At 37.8% G+C, this 20,719-nt stretch carries 17 protein-coding genes; 6 read left to right on the top strand and 11 right to left on the bottom strand.

The window, feature by feature from the left end; all coding sequences use genetic code 11:
- Positions 1-116: 116 nt before the first annotated feature.
- The 7 genes from H1R81_RS08270 to H1R81_RS08300 form a co-directional block, all read right to left on the bottom strand.
- Entirely contained in the window at positions 117-1,514 is a 1,398-nt protein-coding gene (locus H1R81_RS08270) for a DUF4832 domain-containing protein (RefSeq protein WP_181840235.1), read from the bottom strand.
- A 385-nt stretch (positions 1,515-1,899) separates the two neighbouring features.
- Complete coding sequence (locus H1R81_RS08275; protein WP_181840236.1) at positions 1,900-2,142, bottom strand: hypothetical protein; 243 nt, start codon at positions 2,140-2,142, stop codon at positions 1,900-1,902.
- Between the two features lie 204 nt (positions 2,143-2,346).
- Positions 2,347-4,863 carry a tail fiber domain-containing protein gene (locus tag H1R81_RS08280; RefSeq protein WP_181840237.1) on the bottom strand — a complete coding sequence of 839 codons (2,517 nt, stop codon included), beginning with the start codon at positions 4,861-4,863 and terminating at the stop codon, positions 2,347-2,349.
- A gap of 135 nt (positions 4,864-4,998) precedes the next feature.
- Positions 4,999-5,610, bottom strand: a complete 612-nt coding sequence (locus tag H1R81_RS08285) for a TetR/AcrR family transcriptional regulator (protein ID WP_181840238.1) — start codon at positions 5,608-5,610, stop codon at positions 4,999-5,001.
- Positions 5,611-5,791: 181 nt separating this feature from the next.
- The gene (locus H1R81_RS08290; protein ID WP_181840239.1) at positions 5,792-6,952 is read right to left on the bottom strand and encodes a Gfo/Idh/MocA family protein; all 1,161 of its coding nucleotides are present in this window, start codon (positions 6,950-6,952) and stop codon (positions 5,792-5,794) included.
- An 18-nt stretch (positions 6,953-6,970) separates the two neighbouring features.
- Positions 6,971-8,341: a putative oxidoreductase C-terminal domain-containing protein gene (locus tag H1R81_RS08295; RefSeq protein WP_181840240.1), complete on the bottom strand. Its 1,371-nt coding sequence runs from the start codon at positions 8,339-8,341 to the stop codon at positions 6,971-6,973.
- A 16-nt stretch (positions 8,342-8,357) separates the two neighbouring features.
- A complete protein-coding gene (locus tag H1R81_RS08300) occupies positions 8,358-9,767 on the bottom strand; it encodes a Gfo/Idh/MocA family protein (protein WP_181840241.1) in 1,410 nt (469 codons plus the stop codon).
- A gap of 676 nt (positions 9,768-10,443) precedes the next feature.
- Here H1R81_RS08300 and H1R81_RS08305 point away from each other — a divergent pair.
- Positions 10,444-11,739 carry an APC family permease gene (locus tag H1R81_RS08305; protein WP_181840242.1) on the top strand — a complete coding sequence of 432 codons (1,296 nt, stop codon included), beginning with the start codon at positions 10,444-10,446 and terminating at the stop codon, positions 11,737-11,739.
- A 98-nt stretch (positions 11,740-11,837) separates the two neighbouring features.
- The gene (locus tag H1R81_RS08310) at positions 11,838-13,745 is read left to right on the top strand and encodes a YgiQ family radical SAM protein (RefSeq protein WP_181840243.1); all 1,908 of its coding nucleotides are present in this window, start codon (positions 11,838-11,840) and stop codon (positions 13,743-13,745) included.
- Between the two features lie 2 nt (positions 13,746-13,747).
- Here the strand turns inward: H1R81_RS08310 and H1R81_RS08315 are convergent, their stop codons facing one another.
- The 4 genes from H1R81_RS08315 to H1R81_RS08330 form a co-directional block, all read right to left on the bottom strand.
- Positions 13,748-14,068, bottom strand: a complete 321-nt coding sequence (locus H1R81_RS08315) for a LytTR family DNA-binding domain-containing protein (protein WP_181840244.1) — start codon at positions 14,066-14,068, stop codon at positions 13,748-13,750.
- 182 nt (positions 14,069-14,250) lie between these two features.
- On the bottom strand, positions 14,251-14,823 hold the full coding sequence (locus H1R81_RS08320; protein WP_181840245.1) for a type VI secretion system tube protein Hcp: 573 nt from the start codon (positions 14,821-14,823) through the stop codon (positions 14,251-14,253).
- A 19-nt stretch (positions 14,824-14,842) separates the two neighbouring features.
- Positions 14,843-15,451, bottom strand: a complete 609-nt coding sequence (locus H1R81_RS08325; RefSeq protein WP_181840246.1) for a type VI secretion system tube protein Hcp — start codon at positions 15,449-15,451, stop codon at positions 14,843-14,845.
- A gap of 28 nt (positions 15,452-15,479) precedes the next feature.
- Positions 15,480-16,571 (bottom strand): hypothetical protein, encoded by a 1,092-nt coding sequence (locus H1R81_RS08330; RefSeq protein WP_181840247.1) that lies wholly within the window; start codon positions 16,569-16,571, stop codon positions 15,480-15,482.
- Positions 16,572-16,790: 219 nt separating this feature from the next.
- On the opposite strand from H1R81_RS08330, the gene H1R81_RS08335 reads away from it, so the two are divergent.
- From H1R81_RS08335 to H1R81_RS08350, 4 genes are all read left to right on the top strand, one after another.
- Positions 16,791-18,332 (top strand): hypothetical protein, encoded by a 1,542-nt coding sequence (locus tag H1R81_RS08335; RefSeq protein ID WP_181840248.1) that lies wholly within the window; start codon positions 16,791-16,793, stop codon positions 18,330-18,332.
- Positions 18,333-18,395: 63 nt separating this feature from the next.
- Entirely contained in the window at positions 18,396-19,670 is a 1,275-nt protein-coding gene (gene kynU, locus H1R81_RS08340) for a kynureninase (RefSeq protein WP_181840249.1), read from the top strand.
- A 32-nt stretch (positions 19,671-19,702) separates the two neighbouring features.
- The gene (locus tag H1R81_RS08345) at positions 19,703-20,194 is read left to right on the top strand and encodes a hypothetical protein (RefSeq protein ID WP_181840250.1); all 492 of its coding nucleotides are present in this window, start codon (positions 19,703-19,705) and stop codon (positions 20,192-20,194) included.
- A 195-nt stretch (positions 20,195-20,389) separates the two neighbouring features.
- A complete protein-coding gene (locus tag H1R81_RS08350) occupies positions 20,390-20,701 on the top strand; it encodes a helix-turn-helix transcriptional regulator (RefSeq protein WP_181840251.1) in 312 nt (103 codons plus the stop codon).
- Positions 20,702-20,719: the final 18 nt, after the last annotated feature.

A 20,719-nucleotide genomic window follows, 5' to 3' on the forward strand; every position in this document is an offset into this window, starting at 1 on the left:
GTGTTAATTTTTTCGATATAGCTTAATTGAAAAGGGGTTTCTCGCTATTAGAGGAATCCCTTGTTATTTAAGTTTTAAATATTCTACTCGAAATGAATATTGCAGGATCGTTGAAATCAGTTCATTACATTTAATTCAACTTCTAAATCATTGTATCCTCTTTTTGAATCCCAGATGCCTTCATTAGCAAACCTAACCGCATAGTCAACTCTGTCTTTAATGGATGGTGATATATCTGGTAGATAAAGGTATAAATGATACTTACCAGAATTTATACCTTTTGGTAACTTGATTTGTTCAACAATTTTACCAAACTTCCCCAGCCATTTTCTGGGGTCAGTTTTCAATTTTACTATTACTTCTTTGCTGGTTATGGTATTTACGAAAACCAGATATGCTTTTCTTTCATTGAACATGGCCGCAAAACCTTTGTTCTCAATACCTAATTCTACTTTAAAAGCCTTAGATTTTGATACCTTTTTGGGATAGCTTATGAAATTTAACTGTAACCGATACCCAAGATTATTAAAAATATCGTCATAGCAATTATCTCCTCTTTTCCACTGGTTCATTAATTCCATCGGATAGTCCAGATTTAAAAATGACCAATGAAATTTTCTTAACTCTACCAAAGCATTAGGGCAATCGGAACGTGGTGAATTAACTTTACAGGTCTCTCCACCCATCGGTAAATATCTTGTTTGATTTTCCAAAAAACTGTATTCAGTACTCATTTTTGTCTTCACATAAGTGCCTATATCCGTATCGCTTGCTAAAAAGCAATCATTATGAAACCCTATACGAGATTCATTTGACTTATTAAAAGCTTTTGCTGTAGTAATAATCGTATTGCCATACATACCTGTTTTATATCTTGGGGTTCTTATCTGAACCATTCGGCTAGCAGGTAGGGCTTCTAATAAAGCATCAAGGACTTCTCTTCTTGCCGGATAATTTGGTTCAGAATCAATTCTTGTTGGAATACCAAACTCTTCCTGCGTTGTGGCATGCCATTCGCCATAAGTGCCGATGAATCCGGCCTGAACTACATAAATTACGTCCACATTCTTTTCAAAAAGAGGTTTCAGTTGTTGAATATGACTGATAATCATCCTTTTTGAAGCATCCCGTACGCTTGCCTTTGAATTTTTTGTGTATGAAAATCTGATGACCGCTTTCAAGCCAATTTTCCTGAGTATATCAAAATCAGCCTGTACATTATCAAGATAACCCTGTGAGATAGGGGAGTTAATAAATTCATCCAGATAAAAACCTCTGTAAATTAATGAGATATTGGCTCGTTTTAAAGTATCAAGTACATTTTCTTTAAGCCTTGAATAATACTTTGAGTTAGTATCAAAGTGTTGATAAAACCCTCTTTCCGGATTGAATATCTTTTCTTGGGTAGGCCGGAATCCACTATAATTTACAATAGAAGAGGTAGTTTGATTTTGCTTGGCAACAAAGGCCATACAGCAAAACAAGACGATTAAATATAATAATCTGATTTTCATGATCCTGTTATGATTTATTTTCTGCATTTGTTACTTCTAACTTGATTCAAATGAGAATGTTATCAGCTACAGTAGATTTGTGATTTAATAACTTTTATTGAAACTGATTTAGTTACATTTTAAGTATTGAGGCTGTTTAAACTTATATAAAAACTATACAATTGATGCTTGTTCTTAGCCTTACTTTTTGTCTTGATACAAAAAGTAACAAAAAAATCAAGAAAATTTAAACTCGCTGACGCTCAAACAGTAAATTTTCGGGCTAGGCTTCTTTAAAAAAGAAAAGTTTAAACAGGGTCATTATTTACAGATTAAAATGACCTATTCTGTTAATTAAAAAAAGCTACTTTTTAAAGTAGCTTTTTTTAATTGTTACGATTCTGTTTTATGAGTCAATCTTTTGTGGGGTCTCGCCTCTGGCTAAAAGCCTTTTTTCTTTATTCTTTTTCCTCCGCTCTTTTTCGTAGGCATTTACCCGCTCTTTATTTATCCGCCTGTACTCACGACAATATTCTTTCATTTCTTCCCGATGTTGTTCAGCATATTCACGAGAAGTCTTGTTCAGTTTCTCCCTGTTTTTTTCTCTGTATTTTTTTTGATATTCCCTTTGATAGTCAGTTGTTTTCATAATGGATAAGTATTTTGCAAAAGTTTGATTTCAGTTTTCAAAAGTAGAAGATTTTTTAAATTATCATAATTTTTTATAGGGTTTATTAACGGTTTTGTTTTCTCAGAAAATAATAATGAAGGAACCATTGTTAGTATTAAGACTACTCAACAAAAAGACAGTCACCAATGGCAACTGTCTTTCTCAATTCGATCGTCATAATAATTATTTCCCTTTTTGACTTGTCAGAAGTATATTTTTAAGACTTTCTACTTCCTGAGCTAATTGGTTAATCCGTTGATTCTCTTTTTCCAGTGTCTCAATGCGTGTTAATAACTGTTGAGTAGCAGAAATGTTGAGCGTTGTTAATGCTTCATAATCGACCGTACGGAAATCATTTACTTCTTTGCCATACACAAATACTTTTCCGCTTTTTTCTGAACTAACCTGAATACCCTGATCTGAAACGGTTAATACTTCTACAGTTTCCTGCTTTTCTTCACTAATGAGTTTAAGTTTGTCACCTGCTTTTAATGTTGTTTGGGTTAACGGAATAAATCCTTTTTCGATGAAGCTTAACTGATAAATATCAGGAACAAAATCAGTCATTTTAGTTACAGCAGAAGGGTAAACTTCTTCTATCTGTTGGGCAATTACTTTCTTATAATTGGTATTTCCTTTAGAGATTGAGTCGATTAATTGATAATCAGTTACCTTGATATTTTTTAGAATATCAAGGTCTTGCGCATTATCAGATAAGCCCTTTATTTTTTTGATGCGAGCGTCTGAATATACATTCAATTCAGAAGTGGCAATTCGGTCTGAAGTATAGATAGAATAGTAATTTGTTCCGCTTGTGGTTCCCGTTGAAGCACTGTTATTCAAATACCCATAAGATAAATTAGTTGTCAGGCTGCCATTTACGACCAACTTTGCTTTGGTTGGAGTTTCTGTGCCGATTCCGACTGCACCATTGCTTTTGACTATTACTTTACTACCTGTATTATCTTTTAAAATCAGGTGTCCGACCCCTTCGCTATTTCCACTTCCTGTAGATATGAACTTCCAGTTGTTACCGTTGGTTGAAGTATTATTGATAGCAAGCCATGTACCTGTAGTAGAAGAACTGGTGGCTCTTATGGTTTCATTAGTTGTAGCTACAATTTCTAATTTAGAAGAAGGGTTTTCAGTACCAATGCCTACTGCGCCATTGTTACTCTTAATAATCATTCTTGAAGTAGTTTCGTCTTTAAATACCAGATTCCCTGTCCCTTCACTATTCTCACTTCCTGTAGAAATCAGCTTCCAACTTTTCCCTCCTAATGAAGTATTTTCTAATTTAAACCAGGCACCAAGGTTGGATGTACTTGTAGCCCGAAAAATTTCATTATTTGAGCCAAATATTTCCAGTTGCGATTCAGGGTCATCCGTGCCTACGCCGACTTTTCCTGCATTTGTAACTACCATGCGTGGACTTTCTCCTCCTTCAACTACGAAAGACCCATTATTATCCTGACCAATGTCTATAAAACTATTGCCAACACCCTGAAAACGCATTTGGGGTGCCAGGTTGGTTGGAGAGAATAGTCTGGATACAACTATGGCATTATTATAATCTTCTGAGTCCTGTACAATAAACCTTGCATTTTCATTAGCAATTACATCGAGTTTGCTGGCATTTTCAAGGGGAGTGTGAGAACCAATAATTAATCGACCATTTACGCCCATATTACGCTCGAGAAAATCTCCATAAATTAAAGGAGTATCAGTGCCTGAATTATGAATATATAACTTATCATTACCTATTGCATTAGAACCAGCCGCATCTCCTATAAATACATTATAGCTTCCGGTTGAATTATGGCCTGCATAAGAACCTATTGCTACATTAGACCCACCCGAAATATTATCAACAAGTGCAAGGCGCCCAATAGCTACATTAAAACCTCCGGTTTTATTAGTTTCCAAAGCACCTGCTCCGATAGCCAGATTATTGCTTCCGGTAGTGGTTTCAGCGCCTGCATTGAAACCAATAAAAGTATTATATTTTTGAGTTAAATCGTCGTTTTTCCCTGCTCCTTCTCCAATAAATACACCTAATCCGGTGTTATGAATGTCTATTCTACCATTGATACGGGCGTTTCCGTTTACCTCAAGCATTTCAGAGGGATTCAACACTCCGATACCAACCCTACCATTATTACGTAAAATCATTTTGGTGCTATTCTGGTCTTTGAAGTGTAATTGTCCGTATCCGCCATTTTCACTCGTAGTTCCTGTTCCAGAATGGAATAACTGCCATTCTGTTGAAACAGGTAGTTCATCTACTGTACCTGTAACTCCTGAAGATAGTCGTATCCCTGTACCATTAGTTAAATTTCCTCTAAAGCTGGCAACTACCTGAGACCCCGGGTGTCTGACATCTAACTTATAGGCAGGAGTATTTGTACCAATTCCTAAATTAACCGAGGGTATCAGATATAAATACTCATTCTCTGCTGCCCAGAAAGGGTCTGAAAAAATGGTTGGGTCCATCCAGGTGCCATTCCCCACAGGGTCTGAAACCATTACTTTATACATACCTGCGCCATTGGTCATCCGAAGAAACCTGGTTGATAGAGTATCCGTATTTATCTGTGACTTGGGGAGTAAAGTTACACTTTGCGGGAAAGCCTGAGTTAAAGATACAATAGAAAAAATGGTAAAAAATATTGTTTTTTTGAGTTTTATAGATGTGTTCATGGGTAAATAAGCTTTTATTTATAATTGACTGCTAAATTTTTTGCAACGGTTGTATTGATTTTTTTTGAAACAATTTTGTTCAACAAAATTGTTTAATAAGGTCTAAAAAAATATGGCCGTAGCCATTTTGTAAAATTAAGGCCTGATTCCGTTCAGGACGAATGCCTTAATTTTACTTCTTCTTTTCCTGATAAATTCTTTCATGCTTTCTTCATCTCGGTTTTGTTTAGCTTTTACATAGGCCATTGTCAAATAAGGCATAGCACATAAGCCGTAAATATTCATGATTAAATCTTCACCTGTTATATACTCACTCACGGTACCTTGTTGTTTTTCATTTTTAAGTATTTCGTTTAACTGAAACGGAATTGTATCTTCCCGGGAGTGAGCGAGAAAGTAGGCTAACTCTTCTGATTCGTTAAATAAATTAACAATAAAGCCTGGCAATCCTGGTTTGTCTTCAAACAAATCGCTTACTACTTCTATAATGCCCTCTATCAATATATCTAAATCGACTTGTTCACCAATCAGGCGTTTCATGTGAAAAAACACAGTGTTAAGGGTGCTTTCCAATATCTCCTGAAAAAGTGATTCTTTGGTTCGGAAATAATAATGTAACATCGTACGGCTAATGCCCGCCTCTTCGGCAATCTGGGTAGTACGTGTACCTTTAAATCCGTTTCGGTGGAAAACTTTCTCAGCAGCTATTAATATCTTTTGCTTGGTGTCTTGATCTATCTTCGGCATAAACTATATTGTTCAACAAAATTGTTTATAAAAAATTTATGAAACAAATTTATTTAGGATTCTCGATAAAAATATTTTTAAAACAAATAATCAATAAAAAGCCATTGTTACGTAGTATATTTTTCTACAAGTAACAATGGCGCTGAATATTAGCTTATATAAAGCTTGTAAAAATAAATAATTATCCCTTAAGCTCCAGTTTTTTGGCAAATTTCTGTGCTTTCAACGATAATTCAGTCGCTAAGAAACAATGGTCCTGTGTCATAGATGTTTCTGTTCTGTTTACAATATCGCTCACCAATTGCCCACCAAATGGTAGTGGTTCTTTACTACAATCAATATATTTAGTTTCTTTATTATTGACCAGATACAGGTTATTGCCGCTGTCTTTGATGGCAATGTCGATATTTTTACGAATTTCAATAAAGCCTTCTGTACCTAAGATAGTCAATCGGCCATCACCCCAGGTTTTTAGTCCGTCTGGCGTAAACCAGTCTACACGAATGTATCCCGCTCCTCCATTGCCTTTCACCATTGCATCGCCGAAATCTTCAAAGAGGGGAAATTCGGGGTGATTCACATTACCAACCTGAGAGCTGATAACTTCGCCTTTAGTAGACCCCGTGAAAAACAAAAACTGGTCGAATTGATGCGAAGCAATATCAGTAATAATACCTCCGAACTTGCTACGGTCGAAAAACCATTCCGGGCGGCTTTTGGTATTCATTCTGTGTGGCCCAAGGCCAATGGTTTGAATTACTCTACCTATCACGCCTTCTTTGATTAACTCACCGGCTTTTACAGTAGCTCTGTTCTCAAAACGTTCGCTATACATAATCGAGTAGATGCGCTTGGTTTCTTTCTGCACTTTTCTTGCCTCGGCTAATTGCTCTAAAGTTGTAATACCGGGCTTATCAGACATAAAATCTTTTCCATGTTTCATTGCTCTGATTCCAATTGGCGCACGTTCACTGGCAATTGCAGCACTCAAGATGAGTTGAATTGAATTATCCTCCAATACCTCTTTTTCGCTTGTTGCCTGTTTCACATTCGGGTATCTTTTTACATATGCTGCCAGTAAATCCGGTTCTTTGGCATAGACTGCTACTAACTCTCCGCCACCACGTATAATAGCCTCTGTCATACCATAAATATGACCGTGATTAAGTCCTATCACCGAAAAACGGATACTTGGTGCTACGTTTTTGTAAATATAAGGTGCTTCCATAGTGTTTGACTTTGCGGCAATTTCATTCACAAGGCTCGACGAAAGTACCAGCCCTGCGGTGCTTGTCAGTGTATTCTTTAAGAATTTACGGCGGTTATTCTGATTGTTTTCCATAGTTTAATAGGGTAGGTTTTATTGGGTTTTGGTTGCCAGTTTTAAAGCCTGAGTAGTAGTATAATATTTGGCAATCATGTTGGGTACTTCCCAAGCAGGCAATTTGCCTTGTTTCAGATACTCAAGGTATTTTTCGGTTACTCTTCCAAAATGCGCCTCATGTCCTTCTTTGTATTTTTCAGGAATTTCCACTTCCCATCCTTTGGCATTTTTCTTTAGAGCAACACCGGGGTATTTTTTCTCTATTACTGCTAATGCTTGCAATAAGCCCGCTTCATAGACTTTATTATTGCTGACAGGCTCAATATATAGTGTTGGCTTATAGTTTTGTTCTGCGCCTTGTCTTATAATGAGATTGGCTTTAGTACCGCGCATAATTGAGTAATGTGTATCTCCACCGCCCTCAGGTGCCTGATAAGCCCATATTACTGATGCTTTGGCGTGCACCCCTTTTAGCTGATAGTTAATTTCGCCGTTTGAATATACTTTTAATACATTATCTACTACATCTTTTTTCAGATAGTCAGGAAAACCATCTGTTTTTGTAATAGTCTTGAATTGATTTAAAGTCATGTCAGTCGTCCAGTGGCGGGCACTGGTCAGTTTGATGTCTTTCTGATAATCAATTACCTGTTCAGGAAAACATTCCCACTGAATCAGATCTACGAGGTGCGTAGTTACGTCTACAATACCTTCGCCCTGCTGTGCAACATCCATAAACCATGATGGGCGCGTGAGTACACTGCCTGACACATATTTATAAAAATGATGCACACTTTCTTTGGTTACGGCAGGATTCTCGGGGGTTCCTTTCTCCAGTTTTCCGAAAGCAGATGGTAACATCGAAAACTCTCGCTGCAGCATGGTACTAATTTCATAACGCTCAGTCATGATATCGTAGAGCAGTACCTTTTTTTGTGCTGCGGTAGTAAAGGTCTTTTTTAGTTTATCAAAATCTTTGCCATCAATTATCATAGGCTTATCAGCCAATACATTCAATCCGGCATTAACTGATTTGTCAATATAATCAGCCTTTATGCGATTATTACCTGCAATCACCACTACATTTCCTGCTTTTTCAGATAGCATTTTTTCAAAATAATCAGGGCCAGTATATACTTTTTCCAACCACTTTGTCGGGTTATCGGCACGCTTATTATAGCCTTCGATGCGTTGTAAGTGAAAGTCAAGATCTGTGCCGACCGGAGCATATACCCTTACTTCCGGGCTTACTTCGGGATACATATTTTTCTGTACAAGAGCCGCATGAAAATGACCGGGGTCAAGGGTAATCAGTCTGATTTCTTTTGAAGTCTGGGCAGATGTTTCTTCATTGATTAACATACTTAGTGCTAAAGCAAACCCTGTTGCTAACAGTTTTTTTCTCATCAGGTTGAATATAAGGTTATTTACTAACTTTTATCGCGTACGCGCTTCTTTGTGGTCTCGACAAGAGTGCGTTGGCTTTGGTATCATTATTCTTAAAACGCTCAGTTTTCGGATCCCAATATAATCTTCTTTTCAACTTCATTGCTGCATGGTGTAATAAGCAAGCAGTACATGAGCGATGTCCGATTTCAGCCGGAGCGATTGGTTCTTTTCGTGAAGCGACGCTTTCCAGCCAGTTGCCATGATGGTCGTTGCTCACAGGTAAATGCAATTCGTTAGGGCCAATTTCAGAGGTAATAATTTTAGGGTCACTGGCGTCCAGTTTCTTGGCTGCGTTTTGTTTCGCTATCGGGTCACTCGAAGTAACCGCTCCATCACCACGAGAAACAAAAATCCAGCCCTCAGTCCCTTCAAATTTAATTCCATTCGGAATCTCGTTACTGATAATCATTTCTACCCCGTTATCATAGAGTGCATGAGTAGTAAAGATACCATGCACATTCCATAAACCACTGGTTGGGAAATCGGCCTTGCCCCATATTTCAACAGGACCCGAATATTCCTTATCCATCCCCCAATGCGCAATGTCAATATGATGTGCGCCCCAGCCGGTAATCATTCCGGCACCGAACTGCTCGCAACGCAACCAACCCGGGCGGTCGAATCCTACATTGGGGTGTACACGTTTTTCGGTATAATATACCTCTGGCGTTGTACCCAACCACATATCATAGTTCAGATTCTTCGGGATTGGCATCTGAGGCTCTTCATTGCCCGATGGGTCGCCCGGCAAACCTACATATACTTTTTGCAATTTACCTATTCTTCCGTTTCTTACCAACTCTACCGCATATCTGAATTGCGAAGTCGAGCGTTGCTGACTACCAATCTGCAATATTCTGCCCGATTTCTTCACGGCATCAGCCATCATTCTGCCTTCTGAGATAGTTAACGAAGCGGGTTTTTGTACATATACATCTTTTCCCGCTTCTACGGCATGTACTACAATAGGTGCATGCCAATGGTCAGGAGTGCTCACAATCACGGCGTCAATGTCTTTATTGAGCAATAATTCTCTGTAATCGCCATAGCCTGTTACCCCATTAAACTCTTTGCCCGTTTTTTTAGTGTAATATCCGTTAACTAATTTCTGGGCAAGTTCTACCCGGTTGCTATCTAAGTCACATACGGCCATAATCTGGGCAGAATCGTGTTTCCATACCCCCGGCATATCATGCCCACGAGAAATTCTTCCTACACCGATAGCCCCGACATTAATTCTGTTACTTGGGGCATTTTTACCAAAAACAGACGAAGGTACTATTGTTGGTAAACCAGCTAATAGTGTACTGCCGGCCATAATCCCTTTACCACTCAGGTCAAGGAATTTTCTTCTTGAAATATGAGTGTTTTTTTTAGTAGTCATAATATGTTATACAATTTACATTGATTGAATAGAAATTTTATCGGAAAAGATGAGGGATTAGTGTGGCTGCAATACAGCCACACTATTAAAATTATCCCGTTATAAGTAGAATTGTTTCATGATAGTAGATTCGGAGTTTATAGGTGGCATTGATAAGGTTGAATATAAAATATAGTTTAAGGGTTGGGTAATTCTAAGAAAAATACAATTGTCAGATAAATTTCTAAGGTTATATAAGTCTTTCAAATTATCACTATAAAGCTAAATCCAAAAGAATATTACGGTTATTTTTGCATTAAAAAAAGACTTTTATGTCTATTTTTTATATTTTTAATCTACTTTCTATCGGTTTCGTTTTCGGGAACGTTCCCGATAGTTTTCTGAAACTTGTAATAATTATAGATTTTTCTGGTTGTTTAATCTTAGCCAAAATTGGGATTGAGAAGTCTAATATATGATTAAGAAGACTCAGGCATTGGAAAAGTATAATTCAGATGTTTTTTACCCTGAATAAGATTTAACTGATTTGAGGATTTTGTTGATAAAGAATTATAATTATTGAATTATGAAGGGTTATATTAGAGCATAATAAAACATTATTACAATCAATAAATCAGGTAAAACCGTATTTCGTCGCGGCACAGTTCGAGACAACGATTCTTACTATCCTAAACTAATGGAAAATAACAAACTCAAGAGAGAAATTGATATCCTGGGCTTAGCGGCCAATACGGTAAACCTTATTATCGGGGCTGGTATTTTTATTCTACCTGGCCTGGTGGCTGCTTATCTGGCCGAAGCCAGTCTATTAGCTTATATCTTTTGTGGTATCCTGATGTTTACTATTGTTCTATGTTTTGCAGAAATAGGTAGCCGCATTACTACTACCGGAGGGGCATATGCCTATATTCACAAAGCCTTTGGCGATTATGCAGGTTTTCTGGCCAATACCCTTTTCTGGTTCGGCACTGGCGTGTTGATGAACGCTGCCGTAATCAATGCAATGGCAGATATGTTGGCGATATATCTGCCTGCAATGAAATCAATTGAGTACAGAGCTTTATTCTTTATTCTTATTTTTGGGGGTTTTGCCTGGGTAAATATCAGAGGGGTGAAGTATGGCAATACAATGGTGAAAGTAAATACTATTATTAAATTGATTCCTTTGTTATTGCTGATTTTGGTGGGTGTTTTTTACGTATCCATTGATAACCTGCAATGGAAATCCACGCCTTCACTGATTAATATCGGGGGTGCATCACTATTATTATTTTTTGCTTTTGGGGGCGGGGAAGCCGCTTTGAGTGTAAGCGGCGAGATTAAGAACCCCAAACGTGTAATTCCTCTGGGAATCCTCTCAGGCATCGGCATCGTGATTCTGCTTTATATGATTATCCAGGCTGTTTCTCAGGGTGTTTTAGGAAATGACTTAGTTAACCATAAAGATGCGCCACTGGCGGCAGTTGCTGAAAAAATCTTCGGAGTTTCAGGTGCTACACTGATTATTGCGGGGGGTATTATCTCTATTTTCGGTTCGTTAAGCGGGTCTGTTTTGTCTTATCCCCGTGTATTGTTTGCAGGGGCACAAAGTGGTTGGTTTCCGGTTTTTCTCTCTAAAATCCATCCTAAATATGCTACCCCTTATTGGGCTATTATTATTTATGCCATACTTGATTTTGTATTTGCTATTTCTGGTGGATTTAAACAACTGGCTATCATCGCAAGTGCCTCTTTGCTTACTATTTATCTGGGGGTTGTTCTGGCCGTTATTAAATTCAGACTTACTTCTGAAAACTCTACTGAAAGTACTTTTCGTCTGCCTTTTGGTTTATTTATACCTGTTGTTGCAGTTATTGCTATCCTGTGGTTTTTATCAAATCTGAAAGGTGAAGAATTTGCAGGAATGGGTATTGCGCTCCTAATACTTTCGGCTGTCTATGGTGTAATGAAGCTATTAAGACGAGGCAATTGAAGCTGCTAAAGGGACTTTTTCAGCGGTTTTTTTGTTCCATACAGGCGGATAACTCGGATAATACCGGTTTTCTCGTAAAAATCAGTTAATTTTGTAGTATGATTATAAGACCGGAAAGACCCATAACAGATTGGCTGCCACTTACATTGAACGAAGTGGAGAAAAGGGGCTGGGACGAAGTAGACATTGTACTCGTTTCAGGCGATGCCTATGTAGACCATCCTGCTTTTGGCACGGCTGTTATCGGGCGTATTATTGAAAGTGAAGGATTCAGAACCGCCATTATTGCCCAGCCCAACTGGAGAGATGATTTGCGGGACTTTAAGAAATATGGTCGCCCAAAGTATTTCTTTGGGGTAACAGCAGGTTGTATGGATTCGATGGTGAATCATTATACAGCCAACAAACGTTTGCGTTCGAATGACTCCTATACACCGGGTGGAGAGGCTGGCTACCGCCCTGACTATGCAACTACGGTTTATACCAGAATATTAAAAGAACTCTATCCTGATGTACCAGTTCTAATCGGTGGTATAGAAGCCTCTTTAAGACGGGTAACCCATTATGATTACTGGAAAGACCAGTTAATGCCATCTATTCTGGCCGACTCAGGCGCAGATTTATTGGTCTACGGCATGGGTGAGCAACCTTTGCGTGAGATATTGAAACTGGTAAAAAAAGGTGTTCCGCTTAATACCATTAGGAACGTAAATCAGGTAGCTTATTTGCAGGATAGTTCAGAAGCTTTGCCAGATGACAGAGGTTGGAATACGGTTGAGTTGGCAAGCCACGAAATATGTCTGAAAGATAAAATCAAATATGCTTCTAATTTCAAGATAGTGGAGGTAGAGTCGAACAAGTGGCAGGCGAATCGGATTATTCAGAAAGTTGGGAATGAGACATTAGTGATTAATCCTCCCTTCAAGATTATGGACGAGAAGGAAATCGACCAGTCGTTTGATTTACCTTATACCCGACTACCACACCCCAAATACAAAAAACGTGGACCGATTCCGGCTTATGAAATGATCAAGTTCTCGATAAATATGCATCGGGGTTGTTTTGGGGGTTGTAGTTTCTGTACTATTTCGGCACATCAGGGTAAATTCATTGCTTCCAGAAGTGAGGAATCTATCATGAAAGAGGTTGACCAGATTGTACAACATCCTGAATTTAAAGGGTATATCTCTGATTTGGGTGGGCCATCTGCCAATATGTACCGTATGAAAGGCAAAGATGAGTCTATCTGTGCCCGTTGTCAGGCACCGAGTTGCATTCATCCTGTTATCTGTTCTAATCTCGATACTTCGCATAAACCATTGACCAAAATCTATCAGAAAGTAGATGCGCATCCCGAAGTGAAAAAGGCTTTCGTGGGGTCAGGTATCCGCTACGATTTACTGGTGGATGATTTCAATAAAAACAATCAGGACGGCAACCACGACGAATACATGGAGCAGTTGGTGACCCGCCACGTATCGGGACGGCTGAAAGTTGCCCCTGAGCATACCTCAGATGATACTCTGCGTGTGATGCGTAAACCTTCGTTTAAGTATTTCAGGAAATTCAAACAGAAATACGATAAAATACAGGATAAACACGAGTTAAAGCAACCACTGATTCCTTATTTTATCTCCTCTCACCCGGGTTGCGAAGAAGCTGATATGGCTAATCTGGCTGCCGAAACCAAAGATTTAGGCTTTCAGTTAGAGCAGGTACAGGACTTTACGCCAACGCCTATGACCGTTGCCGAAGTTATCTATTATTCAGGCGTACACCCTTATACTTTACAGCCAATCAAAACTGCTAAAACCAAAGAAGAAAAACTGGCGCAAAACCGTTTCTTTTTCTGGTATAAACCTGAATTTAAAAGCTGGATTCGCAGCCGTTTGCATAAACTCAATCGCGCTGATTTAGCTGAACGATTGTTATCCAATCCGAAAAAGAAAATACAAGGTAATGAACCGACTGGAGCGGCGAAGAATAAGAAGAAGAGATTCAGATAATTTCAGGCTATTCTAAAAAATTTCTCCTGTAAAACCTCTCTTTTACGTCGTGAGACTAAAACAGAGGTTTTGTTTTTTAGTACTACTTTGTTTTTTTCTATGGTTTCGATATGTTGCAGATTAACTAAAAAAGAACGGTGGGTTCGGTAGAAGAAATTAGTAACGATGAATCGTCTTTCTAATTCACCTAAAGTAGTTGCAACAAAAACTTTTTTGCCATCTTCAAACATAATAAGTGTATAGTTAGCATCGGCCAACAGAAATAGCACTTCAGCCGAATTTACTTTTTGACGGCCACCGATTGAGATTAAGTTAGTTTCCATGATTCTAAAAGTTTTTAAGCAAAGGTTAATTGATAGTTTAAAGAAACCCTCTTCACATAGAAGAGGGTTTAGTAGCTTAAACCGAAAGTATTATGTGAAGTGGGAATAACTCAATAGGACTAAACTACTTTAAAAATTGGCTCGGTACTCGGTAAATGATATTGAACCGTATTTTTAAGGGATTATAAGTCGTCAGTGCCATTCCAAACCCGTTTCTTGATAAAATTCCATCCGTAAGAAGTAGGAGTACCAAGTGTGCCATTGGGTAAGCTGGGTGTATATTCGATCCATGCCCCGCCTACTGCCATTTCTATTTCTTCAAAAAGACTATTCCCATCAGAAATAGCTTTAACAGCACAGATTTTAAATTTGTAAACCATAAAGCTCAGCAATTGTTGTCCGTTATTCCCACCCCTTTTAAAAAACCTGATTTCAATCTCAGAAAAATGATTACCTGTAACATTATATCTATAAAAAACAGGGGATGATTTACTTTTCAACTTTTTAAATGACAAAACTCCTGAAACAGGGAACACATTAGGGTTATTAACCTGGACAAATAGCTCATTACTAAAATTATAAGACAGATCATAAATTTCAATGTAATGATTATCATTACCAAGGTCAATTTCTGTTTCTTTTGGAAGGTAATTACCATCAGTTCCTTTTAATTTAATCAGGGTTGTGATTGTTTGAGCAAAAAGCGTGGTTGACAGCAGTAACATGGATATAAGCAGGCATATATTTTTTTTCATAACATTTTCTGATTGAATATTAAAAATTATTGATTGAGCAAGCCATGTTTTTGGAATAATCCCAACAAAACTTCTCTACGGTATTAGTAGAATAATCAAAATTATAAGTAATAAAAGCTGTAAGATTAGACTCAAATCTGATTTTCATTTTATATTTTGGAATTCCATCGCCATCCTGAGTTTGGTCAATAGAGGTAATATTTACGTTCGTCAATTTTATACGCATACGTTCTCTTTGTGGGTCGCCATTATTAGAAGGAGAGTCAATAAAAAGATTCATAGAAGGCGTAATTGTACGATTAAATAATCGCTTGCTTAATTCTATAACCGACTGGTCTATTCTAAAAGTCAATTCCATTTCAGTACCTGTTGCTTTTCCTGCACCGGCACCACTGGAAGAACTGCCAATATATAAAGTATTTGTTTTTGAAATTGTATAATCATCAATGAGGATATTCTTTTGTTTAGGGCCAGGTGTTGTAACTATAGGTCTGGTATTAGGTACGGTGTATTCTCCGTCCAGATTGGCTATATCTAAAAAGACAACCGTCTCGCCTTGTGCATACAATGTTACGCGGCACAAAAAGCATAAAAACGCCAGTATGAGAGACTTAAACTTGTTTTTCATGTGTATATGAGTATAATAGAGAGTCAGATTAAAATTTAACTTTTTTATCAGCAGGTAATCCATAGGCCTCCGGGTACAGATAGGTTCCTTTTTCTTCGGGCTTTTTTTCCACTTCATTTGGTATCCTGAATTTTCGGGCATAGGCATCATTTCTAATCCCGGTTACCTGCCAGCTTACCTCCACATTGGGCTTATCAGTACGTATTTCAAACTGATTCCCCTTTACTTTTTCTGAAACAATCGCCTGGGCAAACGTACCTATTACTGTAAGTTGGTATCGGAAATCTGTATTCAGTGATTCGAAATAATCCGGTAGCTTCACTCTGGCTACTCCTTTGGCATCAGTCGTAATATTACCATTATATACATTCATCATATCAGGACTTTCTACAAAACTGTGGTAGAGGTATTTATTTTCTGGGTCCATGGGGTGGTCAATCTTAAACGAACCTCCTCCTTTTGAAACCGTACCGCTCACTGCTAAATCACCATTAATCACGGTATTTCTCAAAAAAGTACTGCTCCCTATAGTTAGTTTTCCGGCAATATTAGTTTCTCCATTAATACTTGTACTACCATTTACTCTCAGCGCATCACCACCGGGAGTATTAATGGCCTCAATCAATACACCATTCGGATATGAATCATTTGTAACTGTCAGTTTAGCCTGTGGGTCCGTATTGGAGCCAATCTGCACTGAATTAAAACTTGGGTTATCTGAAAGAATAGTACTGCCATTTACATGAAGCAGAGCAATGGTATCAGGGCTTGTGGTGCCAATTCCTATATTGCCCCTATCCGAAATTCTCATACTCTCTTTATTGCCCGAGTAAAAATTCAGATATTTACCTCCTGCAACACCAATCTGCAAATGGTCACTATAGGTTCCTAACTGCCCGATAATAGCTCCTCCGGATCCATCACCATTATTAGGCTCTCCCAACCTAAAGAAAAGGTCTGCACCGGAAGGATCAGTTGTTGAGAAGTGACCATAAACATACTGTGAAGATTTAATAAGAAGATTACCGTTATTACCATTGTTAGGTAATAAGGTAACTGACTGAGCACGAAGAGCATAGGTCAGCCCGACAAATAAGAGAGTGTAAAGTGTTTTTTTCATGGGTTTTTTATTCGGTTTAAATCAATTGAGCCGGATATTGCATCTGGTATATATTATGGGGCAAGTCAAAGTAAGAGAAAGCAGGTATTGGGATCCAAATTTGTTATTCAGTGGTGGTAAATCCTTTGCAAAGTGAGTTTTGCTAAAAAAGTTTTTTTGCAAAATGTTTTGCAAAAGAGTATTTTTATAAAACTTATTCCATGAAAAGGTCTATTAAAAATGCTACTCAAAGACAGAGTATATCTGTACGAATTACGTGAGCAATTTCTACAGAAAATTGTAGATGAATGGGAAGTAAAATGGCAGGACGATTTTGATGAATTTGTAAGTTTTGATACGCTCAAAAGTAAAAATGCCTTTTTAGAATCGCTTCTGGCTGATATAGAAGAAAACCTGCATCAGCATTTGAATGGTGAGTCAAAAAAATACTTATTTAGTAAAGATTTTCTCCGAAGATTCATTTTTGAATACGGAGGTAGAGAAGTACGTATTCAGACACATTCCCGTACAGGCATTGCATTATATTTAGGTTACGAGAACTGGCGGGATTTTTTAGAGAAAAACAAGGATATTGACAACCAGACTGTTAATATTAATTATGTAAATGTTAACGAATCGTTATTGCCTGCCCTTCGTAAATCGCATCTGCTCTCTTTAAATAATGAATCTTATACTGTTTTTCAGGAAGTAAAACCCAAATCTAAAAAAAATCTGCTTAGAGTTTTATATGGTATTATAGCTTTAGTTCTTGTAAGCATTAGTAGTTATTTCTTAATTGGCTGGTGGATAAACCGTCCGTTTTCTGTTGACGAACTGAAAGATGTACAATTTAAAGTTATTAAAACAGTTGGCCAATACCCACAAGCGGTACGTATAGCTTATGACCTGGGTAAAATAAGGCGGGCACGAAATGTAGAGGTAGAATTAGGCGTTGGTAGGATAGTTTCTGTTGGCAGTATAATCAGCTACATTACACAAAGCAATAAACTCAGGGATACTATTTCTCAAACCTATTTTTATCCGGGTATTTACCATTTAAAACTGATTGTCAATAATAGAGTAATTAAGGAAATAAGTCATGTGGTTTATTCATATCCCAACCAATGGACCTCATGGGCGCATGGAGTAGCTTATGAAAAAAACTGGATAACCAGTATCAGTAGTGTAAATAACTATATAAAAAATGGTGTGCTGCATTTTGACCCAGTACACATGCCTAATGAAATTAAGGATAATGATAAAGATTTCAGACAGGCAATTCATGCACTCACACAAAACCTTGGGGTTACTTTTGATAGCCTTACCTTTGAAGCAAGAATGAAGAATCCTGAAAGTGAGGGCGGAGAAGGATGCCATAATATGGAACTGGTAGCAGCAGATAAAAATTTTAATCATTTTGGCACTGGATTTACCATGATTGGCTGTACAGACTATGCAAGGATGGTAGTTGGGGAGTCGATTTTCAGAAGACCAACACCTCATCAAGGGAAAAACTACGACTTGCATGAATTTGGAGTGAATCAGGACGAGTGGAATAATCTTAAAGTAACAATCTCAGGGAATCTGGTAGAGGTGTTTATTAATAAAAGACAAGTTTTTAAGAATAGATTTGTATTAAAAGAAAAGGCCGCAGAAATAGTAGACATCCGGTTTATTTTTAATGGGGCTGGCTCTATTGATTGGGTTAAAATCTCTAACTCTTATACCGGAAAAATCGTATATCAGACTAATTTCGATGAGGATGAGAATCTCCGGAAATAGTAGACTGCCTGATTTCTTACGTTCATAAAATCTCACCTAATAGCTAAATAGTATCTTCATTAAATGATTAACGAATTATATCAGAAAGCCCTTGAACTGGATAAGAAAGATGAATTAGCCCATTTCAAAGAGGCATTTGTAAGTGAACCCGGTATAATATATCTTGATGGTAATTCTCTGGGCAGACTCCCAAAGAAAACTATTACCCAGACTAATGATTTGGTTCTTACTCAATGGGGTAAAGGACTGATACGTAGCTGGAACGAACGTTGGATAGACCTACCCCAAAAAACGGCGGCCAAAATTGCCCGGATAGTTGGCGCACAACCTGATGAAATCTTCGTAGGAGATTCTACCTCTCTTAATCTCTACAAATTAGCTTTTGCGGCTTTAAGTATGAATCAGCAAAAGAAGAAAATTATTTCTGATAACCTCAACTTCCCGACTGATGTATATATTTTACAAGGTTTGATTGAGCAACAGTTCATAGACCATTCGTTAAGTGTAATTGAAAGCGAAGATGGTATTATGGTTAATGAAAATAGATTTGAGGAAGCAATAGATACTAATACAGCTTTAATAGTACTGAGCCATGTGGTTTTTAAAAGTGCATTTATGTATGACATGGCAAAAATCAATGCTTTGGCGCATCAGAAAGACGCCTTAGTCATCTGGGATTTAAGCCATTCGGTTGGCTCAGTGCCTGTTAGTCTTAATGATTCAGGGGCTGATATGGCAGTGGGTTGTACTTATAAATATCTTAACGGCGGGCCGGGTGCGCCTGCTTTTCTGTATGTTCGCAAAGATTTACAAAAGCAGCTGAAAAGCCCCATCTGGGCGTGGTTCAGCCATCAGGCACCTTTCGATTTTAGTCTTGATTATCAGCCAAAAGACAATATTCAGCGTTTTGCGGTAGGTACACCCTCTGTTTTGTCTTTAGCTGCCATTGAATCGGGTCTGGATATTACTCTGGAAGCAGGCATAAACCGATTACGAGCCAAGAGCGAGCAGCTAAGCGAGTTTCTGATTGAACTGATTCAGCAATTATTAGTGCCTTTAGGTTTCAGTATTGCTTCTCCACTTGATGTTAATAAAAGAGGCTCACATATATCTATCCGCCATGCTGAAGGCTACCGCATTAGTCAGGCAATGATTAAGCCCTATGATGATTCTAAAGTGATTATCCCTGATTTTCGCCCACCAGATAATATACGTTTAGGCATTGCACCTCTGTATAATACCTTTGCTGAGTTAGTGGATACTGTGGAGCGTATATGGAAAATTGTAACAGAAGAACAGTTTAAGGGTTATAGTAATAGTAAAGATACTGTAACTTAAAGTCGGCTATTATCACACAGCTTATGAAAAATATGAACAACTTGAAATCTAAAATTGCTGTACTGGCATATTATCAGGTAGCGGGCGGTACTGTTGGTATCCTGCTTTTAGTCTGGCTGGTAGCATCTACATTTCCGGTGTCAGGGACAAACATTCTTTTATATTTTTTTATGGTGGTTTTCTTTGGAGCTTCTATCTGGAGTGGTTGGTTGTTAATAGACAAAAGAATTGAATCGGGTCTTAAACTTTCAAAAATTAACCAGTTATTACAGGTATTCGGAGTAGCCTTTGGTGGCGTTGCTTATGAATATGTGGCAGGAGTAGCATTGTTGCCGGGAATTAATTTAGAAGACGGAGCCAATTTTACTTTTGATTTTACCTTCTCTAAATTGGAGCTGTATGTAAATACAAGCAAGGATTTCGTCAAAGTAAAATTTAACCTGATTGCCATATATCTGGTTTATTATATTGCAAAATTGCAAAATATCATTGCTAATGAGAAAAGTTTGAAGGATCCAAAATAAGGTGTTTATAGATTAGCCCAAATAGATTGTTTTCTGACTCGTGAAACCTTGACTTGTGAAAGTCGAGGTTTTTTTACTAACAAAACGTTTTGTCCATACAATATCTTTCGTTTAAATAAATCTGGCGAAGTATTTGCGTAACCGAATTGTTACGGGTATATTTGTAACTGATTGGTTACATAATTGAATTTGATAATGAGAAGAGATGTTTTTCAGGCTATAGCCGACCCTACCAGAAGAAATATTATTGGCTTAATAGCCAATCAGTCTATGAACCTGAATGCTGTTGCCGAACAATTTGACATAAGTCGCCCGGCAATATCAAAGCATATCAAGATTTTAACCGAGTGTGGCCTGATTGTTATCAGACAAGAAGGGAGAGAGCGATATTGTGAGGCAAAACTGGATAAACTGAATGAGGTATCGGCGTGGGCAGACCAGTATCGTAAATTCTGGACAAGTAAATTAGATGCTTTAGATAATTTTTTAAAAAATCAGCATAGTTAAATTCACAAAACCAGTACA

Origin of the sequence: Emticicia sp. BO119, assembly GCF_013912375.1 — a bacterium.
Classification (GTDB): Bacteria; Bacteroidota; Bacteroidia; order Cytophagales; family Spirosomataceae; genus Emticicia.

Coding starts and splice junctions, on each gene's coding strand:
- H1R81_RS08305 (WP_181840242.1), top strand. CDS start 10,444: ATGGAAAATAACAAACTCAAGAGAGAAATTGATATCCTGGGCTTAGCG.
- H1R81_RS08290 (WP_181840239.1), bottom strand. CDS start 6,952: ATGGAAAACAATCAGAATAACCGCCGTAAATTCTTAAAGAATACACTG.
- H1R81_RS08330 (WP_181840247.1), bottom strand. CDS start 16,571: ATGAAAAAAACACTTTACACTCTCTTATTTGTCGGGCTGACCTATGCT.
- H1R81_RS08325 (WP_181840246.1), bottom strand. CDS start 15,451: ATGAAAAACAAGTTTAAGTCTCTCATACTGGCGTTTTTATGCTTTTTG.
- H1R81_RS08270 (WP_181840235.1), bottom strand. CDS start 1,514: ATGAAAATCAGATTATTATATTTAATCGTCTTGTTTTGCTGTATGGCC.
- H1R81_RS08310 (WP_181840243.1), top strand. CDS start 11,838: ATGATTATAAGACCGGAAAGACCCATAACAGATTGGCTGCCACTTACA.
- H1R81_RS08335 (WP_181840248.1), top strand. CDS start 16,791: ATGCTACTCAAAGACAGAGTATATCTGTACGAATTACGTGAGCAATTT.
- H1R81_RS08350 (WP_181840251.1), top strand. CDS start 20,390: ATGAGAAGAGATGTTTTTCAGGCTATAGCCGACCCTACCAGAAGAAAT.
- H1R81_RS08285 (WP_181840238.1), bottom strand. CDS start 5,610: ATGCCGAAGATAGATCAAGACACCAAGCAAAAGATATTAATAGCTGCT.
- H1R81_RS08320 (WP_181840245.1), bottom strand. CDS start 14,823: ATGAAAAAAAATATATGCCTGCTTATATCCATGTTACTGCTGTCAACC.
- H1R81_RS08345 (WP_181840250.1), top strand. CDS start 19,703: ATGAACAACTTGAAATCTAAAATTGCTGTACTGGCATATTATCAGGTA.
- kynU (WP_181840249.1), top strand. CDS start 18,396: ATGATTAACGAATTATATCAGAAAGCCCTTGAACTGGATAAGAAAGAT.
- H1R81_RS08315 (WP_181840244.1), bottom strand. CDS start 14,068: ATGGAAACTAACTTAATCTCAATCGGTGGCCGTCAAAAAGTAAATTCG.
- H1R81_RS08300 (WP_181840241.1), bottom strand. CDS start 9,767: ATGACTACTAAAAAAAACACTCATATTTCAAGAAGAAAATTCCTTGAC.
- H1R81_RS08280 (WP_181840237.1), bottom strand. CDS start 4,863: ATGAACACATCTATAAAACTCAAAAAAACAATATTTTTTACCATTTTT.
- H1R81_RS08295 (WP_181840240.1), bottom strand. CDS start 8,341: ATGAGAAAAAAACTGTTAGCAACAGGGTTTGCTTTAGCACTAAGTATG.
- H1R81_RS08275 (WP_181840236.1), bottom strand. CDS start 2,142: ATGAAAACAACTGACTATCAAAGGGAATATCAAAAAAAATACAGAGAA.